The sequence below is a fragment of the Candidatus Korarchaeota archaeon NZ13-K genome (assembly GCA_003344655.1).
In the GTDB taxonomy this organism is placed as follows: Archaea; Korarchaeota; Korarchaeia; order Korarchaeales; family Korarchaeaceae; genus Korarchaeum.
This window is the reverse complement of record MAIU01000057.1, coordinates 1-7767: the sequence shown is the minus strand read 5'-3', so window position 1 is coordinate 7767 and position 7767 is coordinate 1. Positions and strand designations below refer to the sequence as shown.

Here is a 7767-nt window from a genome sequence, read left to right as displayed (position 1 = left end):
CCCTGGCGAGCCTCAGGAAGGTGGCCACTGGCGACTCAGTGCAGCCCTCCGACCTCCTGGCCATGTTCACCTCGGAGACTATCCTGTAGTTCATGCCATCACCTCTCAGCCCTTGGCACCTTCCCGTATAACCTTTCTATCATCTCCTCTTCCTCCAGAGCCTGCTTCTCGACGGCGGTGAGGCCTTCGGGGAGCCAGTCGGGGCGGTTCTCCCCGTAGTATCTCCTTATAGCCCTCCTGAGAGCGCCTACGGCCAGTATGCTGCAGTGCCTCTTCACGGGGGGCAGGCCGCCAAGCTCGTCGGCCACCATCTGCCAATCTATGCCCCATGCCTCCCTGAGGGTCTTCCCCCTCACCATATCTGTCAGGACGCTCGCGGCAGCTATGTTCGCGGCGCACCCATAGCTCTCGAACCTCGCATCCTCTATGACACCATCAACTATCCTCAGGTATATGCTTATCACATCTCCGCAGGCCGGACTCCCTGCCTGAGCGAACGCATCAGCGTCCTCGATCCTCCCCAGATTCCTCGGGTTCTTGAATAGCTCGAGCACCTTCGGCGTGTAGGGAAGCGGCACCCTCGTGCTCATGACATCACCTCATTAACTATTGTTATCAAGGATATAACCTTTCGCTCGGGTCGGGCCTCAAAGCGGGCTGATGGACCTGAGCCTCTCCACAGCCTCCTTCACCTGCTCGCTCACGTACTTCATATCCTCCAGCTCATGATACCTTGTTAACTTGAAGAGCAGGCTGCCATGGGCCTCCTCGTGCCTCCTCCCTATGGCGAGCATGACGTGGCTCGGCTCCAGTATCCTGCTGGTGCAGGCGCTTCCGCTTGACACGTAGACGCCCCTCATGCTCAGCTCAACAGTGAGAGCCTCCCCCTCCACCCTCAGGAAGCTCACGTTGACGTTATCCGGGGCCCTCTCCTCACCTGATGGGCCGTTGAGCATGCATTCGGGGATGTCGCCCAGTATCGATTCCATCAGGAAGTCCCTCAGGGATGCCATCTTCCTAACATTTCCCTCGAAATCATTGAAGGCTAGCTCGATCGCCCTCTTGAATCCTGCTATCGCCGGGATGTTCTCCACCCCTGGCCAGAGGGTCTGACTGCTCAGAGCTCCCCTGAGGATGGGCTGAACGTCCACATCATCCCTAACGTAGAGGACGGCTGCCCCCTTCGGGCCCAGTATCTTGTGGGAGCTCAGGGTCACCATGTCCACATCCAACTCGCTCAGATCGATCGGGATCCTGGCGTAGGCATCGCAAGCGTCCGTGTGAAATATGGCATCCGGGTTCCTGTCCTTCACGACCTCAACGAGCTCCTTGATCCTCTGAACGGTCCCTATCTCATGGTTCACCGACTGGATGCTCACCAGGAAGGTGTCCCTGTCCACGAGCTCGGAGAGGACTTCCGTCATGACGAATCCCTCCCCGTCAACCGGGGCCCTGACGACCTTGAACCCGGCCTCCTCCAAAGAGAGGGCTGGCAGGAGCACGCTGTAGTGCTCCACATCCGACACTATTATCTTCCTCCCCCTTCCCCTACCGGCCCTGGCCGAGCCGAGTATGGCCAGGTTGTTGGCCTCCGTCCCGCTGTGAACGAAGTTGACGTCCTCCTTGTCCCCCCTCAGTGTCTCGGCCACGAGCTCGGATGTCTCCTCGAGGACCTCGAAGGCCTCCCAACCCGGCTTGTTCGTTATCGAGGGATGCCCGTAGCCCATCACATTGAAATAGGGAAGCATGGCTTCCACGACTTCCCTTGGAACCCATCCAGAGTTCTCGTTGTCGAGATAAACCTCTCTTGACGGTTTCCCATGAACCCTGAGGAGATCCCTTACGCTCATACCCACCCCGGAACCCGCGCGTGGGGGCTAATAACCTTAGTTATCCATGTCGATCGGTCACCCCGGGATCTGAGTGGAGTCAGTGATCCGGCCGAGCCCAACCATGAAAGGCCTCGCCCATGACGGCAGTCGTGATGGGCGCAGCATCCACGGCAGCGGAGCAGGATCAGTCCCATAGGAGCCATTCGCTGGAGCTTCATAAAGGATCAGCGGGTCATCTTCAACCCCCTGCGCCTCCTGAGATTCTCCCTGATCCTCCTGGGCTTCATGACATAGTGGAAGGCTATGGTTAGCGGGAAGAAGCATGCAAGGGCCTCTGGCAGATATTCGGTCTCATCGAACATCTTCAGAAGGGATCTCTCCCTCGACAGGTCCTCCCTCGGGGCTTCCAGCTCGCTGAGAAGGATAGCCCTATCCGCGGCCATTATCGTGAGGTTGGCCTCCCTGGTCCTAACGTTGAAAGCCTCTCCCACGCTCCTACTGAAGGCTTGATACTTCTCCAGCCTCACGTCACCGCTCGCCTCTATCCTCACCGGTGTCCTGAACCTCACGATTGCTTCTGACGCGTTCATCCCAGCCAAGCCCCTGAGCCTCAGGTCGGCGTAGAATCCCTCTCCCCTCACGTACTCGAGCCCCTCCGCCCTGAGCTCCAGCTCAGTCATGTTCATGTAGATCATCCTCCCATCCCTGATCATCCAGACGGGCCTTCCGTGGACCCTCACCTCCCCGGAGGCCTTTATGTCGGTTATGACTGCCTCTATCCTCGGAGCAGGTTGCTTAGGACCGCTCAGATTGATCTTGATCCCAGGAAAAGCTCTCTTTGCTTCGCTCAAGTTCCTCAATCCCCTATCGACCCAGTCGGCTAGATCAACGTCCCCTCCTCCTGTTACGCTTATCAGGAGGGAGCAGGCTCCCTCGTTCCAGACGAGGCTGTGGCTCCCCGAGGCCTCACCGCTCACGACCCCGGTGAAGTTCCCGGTCTCGAATCCCAGTACCCCTAGCCTCTCAACCCGGGGGAGCTCGAGGACCCTCCCGTTGATGGACGCCTCCAGGCGATCGCCCAGCCTGAGCTCGATCTCGTTGCACTCCCAGCTGAGCGGGACGGGAATATATGCACCTGATGAGACGTTCCCATCCCTCACGATCCTGTTTACGGCCACTCCCCTATCCAGATAGACCTGGAGCAGCCTGTAGTTCCTGAAGTTCCGGAAATCGTATATTATGCCGACGTATCCCGTCAGATCCCCGCAAACCCTAATTCTGAAGGAACCCCTGTCAAGCTCGTACGTCGTGACGGCCAGGTTCCTCTCACCCCTGACCCTCAATCCATTCTCAGCCCTGGAGAAATCCCCCTTCAGGTAGAGCCACCTGAGATCCCCCTTGTCACTCGGTATCTCCTCTCGGATGGTCTGATTGGCCGAGCTTGGACCTATGCACACCCCAGCCGGTGCCCCCGGGTCGTCGCTAAGGTATATGGAGTGCGGAGGGAGCCCCCTCCTGATGAGCTCGTAGGCTATGAGGCTCCTCCTCCTCAGGTAGGTGTCGGCCGGGAGGATGAGGGATGCGCTGGCATTCGGTGAGGGGGGCTCGGAGAGCTCTATCGTCTCAACGGAAGGCGCGCTCAGGATTGGCCCCAGGAACATGAAGAGGTAGTTGTAGGTGGCGTTCTCCCCATTGAGAAGTGCGACATCACCCAGGGTCGTGAGGACAGCAATATCATCATCTGCTATGCTTCTTAGCGTGATCAGGGGAACCTCCGGTCCCTCCGAGATCCAGGGGGAGAGCTGCCTCATGCTACTGGCGTGCATGAGCGATGCCACCGTGGATGAGTAGTATGAGAGGGTCAGCACCGGACGATCGAGACCTCTCAGGCTCTCCTTAACGGCGAAATCGAAATCAGCCGGTAGTATGGAGCCTGAGGCCGTCTTGTTCAGCTGGTTCCACCTCTGAACGCTCAGGGCCGTCGATGAGAAACCAGTGACCACGAGGAGGGCCAGCAGGAATGCCCAAAGCCTTGAGCCCCTTGAGAGGTCCAGCATCCTCCTGAGGAGGGGGGATGCCAGGGCAGCGATGCCCAAGGCCGCGTAGAGGGGGAACCTGTACTCCCAGTAGGGGAAGCTGAACCCAGATACCCTGAGGTAGGTGACCAGCCTGCCCGTCAGGAGGCTGGTGAGCGCGAAGAGGGCGTAGCTCTGCATCCAACGATCCAGCTTGAACCTGAGCGAGATTATAGCCAGCAAACCGGAGATTCCTATGAGGTTCGGGTAGAAGAACCAAGGAACGTGGCCCAGGTAGAAAATATCGCTAACCTTCACCTCTCCCAGGTGGAGCTGCCAGACAATCAGGCCGGATGCGTAGAGGGCCAGGAGGATCGAGATGAGGGCATCGCGCCTACCAGAGAGGAATGCGATTAGCCTCTCATGAGCTCCCCCGAGGTACCTCTCCCTAGCCTCGTTGAGCGCCAGTGAGAGGAGGCCAGCTAGCAGGAGGTAGAGGGAGCTGGAGGCGGCCGTCCCCCTGTAAACCCCTGGCGTGAGGTATAGCGAGTAGAGGATCAACCCGGTGAGCGTGACCGCGAGGGATGAGCTCCTCCTCCCGCCCAGGAGGAGCGATGCAACCGCAAGGTATGCAGCGAACACGAGGGCCTCGGCAACGTGAACCAGGAAGGCGAATAGGGTTGATGAGAATATGTAGATGATCTTCCGCCTGCCCTCGACGTATAGATCGGAGTAGAGCGAGAAGGCCAGCAGCCCTATGGCGAGCGTCAATGGGAGCCCCCAGAAGAAGATCGGATGGCTCCATATCAGGGACCTGTAGGAGTACTCATTGGCCTTGTCCAGGCCGTTGTAATCCGTGCCGTACCTAATCGCGGCGAGGAAGCCCAGGCTAGTGAAGAGGCTCCAGATGAACAGGGCCTCCCCCCTCCACCTCAGCTTGGAGAATGAGGAGGCCACGAGGAGGAAGGCTATCAGGTTCATTGGGATGACCGTGAGGATTGCGCTGAAGGAGTCAGCCCCGGTGATAAGGTAAACGGAGCCCAGCAGGGAGTGGAACCCAAGGTAGTTCCATGCATCATATCCGCTGGGTCTTTCAGCGAGCTCCCAAGCCCTGTCCTGGTGGTATAGTATGTCGTTCGTCGTTAACCTGAATATGTTAGGGTAGGCCAGAGCGAGCTCCAGGAGGAAGAAGAAAGCCAGCAGCAGGATAAGAGCGATGTATCCATCTAGCTTCGGCTCTAGATCCTTCCAGAGACTCCTCCCCCTCAGGGTCAGGTAGACGGAGGTAGCGCTCACGACGAGCGAAACCGGGGCGATGATCCAAAGCGGCTGGAGGGGGAAGGTCCTGTGGAGGAGCATCAGGAAGGCGAGCATCGCTCCACTGAGCGAGAAGGAGAAGCCGAGGGATTCCCAGGGGTCCCTGGATGAGAAGGGAGCGAGGGGGATGAAGATGCATGAGAGGAAGGGGATGAGGATGAGAGGGCTGTATGGTGGTGGGGAGATCAGGCATAGGGCCAGGAGGATCGGTGGGAGGAGGGCCAGGCCGAGCTCGATCGCGGGGCGCCTCATCCTCACCTCGGGCTCGGTGCCGAGGAGGAGCAGGGCTAGGAGGGGAACTGCCAGGAGGGGAACCTCGTAGAGCCCGAGGTCCAGGGGGAAGCTGAGAGCTATCAGGAGCGCCAGGCAGATCAGTAGGGGAGTGATGAGATCCCTCAGTCGCGCTTCCATTGGGAAGCAGCTTTCCCCGGGAAATTTAAAAGGTTAGCTGGGCCCCTCAGGTTAGCCCTCAAGATGGCGGCTGGCCGCTCCGGGCTCGGGGGCCTCAGCACTTGAATTCCCGGGGCGAGGGGCATGCCACCGAGGTCACAGGAGTGATCTAATCAGCCCATCAAGGGCTATCCCCAGGAAGATGATCCCCTCGACGGGGCTGGCCACCTTGTACATCCTCCTCGCCTCCCCCCTCTCAGGTCTCCTAGCATACCTGATCGAGTGATAGAGGAACCTCAGCGTTATTGGGACCGAGAGAAGGAGGAAGACAGGGCCGAATGGTCCTATGATGAAGAGGATTATCTGAGTGGAGAGCAGGATGATGTTTGATGCGACTATGAGCCTTGATGTCCTCTCAACTCCCCATACGACCGGCGCCATGGGCACGCGGGCGCTCGCGTAGTCCTCCAAGTAGTGTATGGAGATGTACCATATGTGGGAGGGTATCCAGAGGATCGTCATGAGCGCTATGAGAATGGCCTGCGCCTCAAGCTCCCCCCTCGCGGCCGCCCAGCCTGCCAGGGAGGGAGCGGCCCCAGCGACGCCGCCGAGGACTATGGAGAGGGGGGTCCTCCTCTTCGTCCAGAGCGTGTAGACCGCTATGTCGAAGACCATGCCCAGGGCAGTGGAGAAGGCCACCCAGAGGTTTATCAGGGAGGAAAGGGCAAGTCCCACGGAGAAGAGGAGTGTTCCAAAGAGAAGAGCTTCCCACTTCGATATCCTGCCTGCAGGAACTGGCCTGTTCCTCGTCCTATCCATCATCGCATCTATGTCCGCATCCAGGGCCATGTTTATCGAGGTGGTGCCGGATATTGAGAGCAGCATGCATGCGGTGAGCATTATCAGTGCATCAGCTCTAGTTCCCCCGGCGCCCAGGTAGGTGAAAACGGACGTCAGGAGGAGAAGGAAGGTCTGCTTCGGCTTCGTCAGGCAGAGGAGATCGGAGAGCCTCAGCTTAAGCGAGGTCACCTGCATGCTCCCACCCTCATGGCCTGTACTGGTAGAGCTTGGTGACAGTTTCCGTGACGACCTCACCGTTCATGAACCTGTTGCTCACCTCTACCACCCTCCCACCGAAGGGGACGGATGGGTTCACGTAGAGGAGCTCGAATGGGGCCAGGGCCTCCCAGCCCGGGTACCTCATCGCGTACTTCAGGATGAGGACTGCCCTCAACTGCCTGTCTCCTATCCGGTAGGAGATGGATCTGCTCACACTTTTCCCCGAGATCTCGAAGTGCGTCCTGTTCCCCTGGCTCTCCATCTTGAAGGTGAGGTAAACGGTGGCCCCTCCAAGGGTGCTAGAATAAGTGGAGGGGCACTCATCGATCCTCCTCGAGACCCTGCCGTCCATCATGTCGACGAAGGAGCAGCTCCTCGGTCTCCAGAGCTCATCGACGAGGTAGTAATTCACGGAGGTGTAGTTCACCCCTAGGTAGAGGTAGGTTGACCTGTAGGTCAGGTTGAAGAGCTCGGTCCCGTTTATGCTCACCTTAGTCGCCCTGATGACCTCGCTTCCCCAGGGAACTGGGTAGAAGCTCATGGATTCGTTGTCGTAAAGGTACCTCTCCCTGTAGTAGACGGCGTAGCTCCCATCCCTGAAGTCAACGGGATAGCCCGCCCACCTCCAGAGCCTGCTGACCCTTATGGGGTCCTTGAAGAAGTAGGGAACTGCCTCGCTCGTCTCCCTCCTCGTGTGACCCGCTATGACTATTATCTCCTTCCCTCCCTCATAAACTGATATGAGGAAGGTCCTGGGCTCGTTGATCAGGGCAGTGGCGTTATCCGGGGGTATGTAGTTGGCGGCTATCTCGCCGATCCCATCGTAGGCCCTCGGTCCACCTAGTATTATTATGACTTCGTACCTCTCCAGGGCCTTAGCGAAGTCCTTCGGGCCAATAATATCGAATGGAACATTGGACTCACTTAGAAGACCTCCTATGAAGAGAGCAGTTGGCTTGTCTGCCTCATTGCTAACTATGGCGACGCTAGGCCCCCCATGGGATCCGGCCTGTGCCGGGAGGATCGGGAGGAGTATCACCAGCAGAAGCAAGCTTTCCCTCATCGGCGTCCCGGGGGCGCCGCGCTTAAAAAGTTTTACAGCTGATCCCCCGGATGCCTTGGAAGGGGAGAGCTGCGATAATACTGCTGCTCAT

General features: G+C 58.6%; 5 protein-coding genes. All 5 read right to left on the bottom strand.

Features of this window, described 5'->3' with window-relative positions; genetic code table 11:
* Window positions 1–98: 98 nt before the first annotated feature.
* On the bottom strand, window positions 99–590 hold the full coding sequence (locus BA066_05905; protein ID RDD53162.1) for an iron-sulfur cluster assembly scaffold protein: 492 nt from the start codon (window positions 588–590) through the stop codon (window positions 99–101).
* 57 nt (window positions 591–647) lie between these two features.
* Complete coding sequence (locus BA066_05900) at window positions 648–1850, bottom strand: cysteine desulfurase (GenBank protein RDD53161.1); 1203 nt, start codon at window positions 1848–1850, stop codon at window positions 648–650.
* A 206-nt stretch (window positions 1851–2056) separates the two neighbouring features.
* Window positions 2057–5575, bottom strand: coding sequence for a hypothetical protein (locus tag BA066_05895; GenBank protein RDD53160.1), 3519 nt, complete (start codon window positions 5573–5575; stop codon window positions 2057–2059).
* 135 nt (window positions 5576–5710) lie between these two features.
* A complete protein-coding gene (gene cyoE / locus BA066_05890; GenBank protein ID RDD53159.1) occupies window positions 5711–6589 on the bottom strand; it encodes a protoheme IX farnesyltransferase in 879 nt (292 codons plus the stop codon).
* A gap of 10 nt (window positions 6590–6599) precedes the next feature.
* On the bottom strand, window positions 6600–7676 hold the full coding sequence (locus BA066_05885; GenBank protein RDD53158.1) for a hypothetical protein: 1077 nt from the start codon (window positions 7674–7676) through the stop codon (window positions 6600–6602).
* Window positions 7677–7767: the final 91 nt, after the last annotated feature.

Bases quoted from the DNA above. Each gene is read 5' to 3' on its own strand.
- BA066_05905 (RDD53162.1), bottom strand. From the start codon at position 590: ATGAGCACGAGGGTGCCGCTTCCCTACACGCCGAAGGTGCTCGAGCTA.
- BA066_05900 (RDD53161.1), bottom strand. From the start codon at position 1,850: ATGAGCGTAAGGGATCTCCTCAGGGTTCATGGGAAACCGTCAAGAGAG.
- BA066_05895 (RDD53160.1), bottom strand. From the start codon at position 5,575: ATGGAAGCGCGACTGAGGGATCTCATCACTCCCCTACTGATCTGCCTG.
- cyoE (RDD53159.1), bottom strand. From the start codon at position 6,589: ATGCAGGTGACCTCGCTTAAGCTGAGGCTCTCCGATCTCCTCTGCCTG.
- BA066_05885 (RDD53158.1), bottom strand. From the start codon at position 7,676: ATGAGGGAAAGCTTGCTTCTGCTGGTGATACTCCTCCCGATCCTCCCG.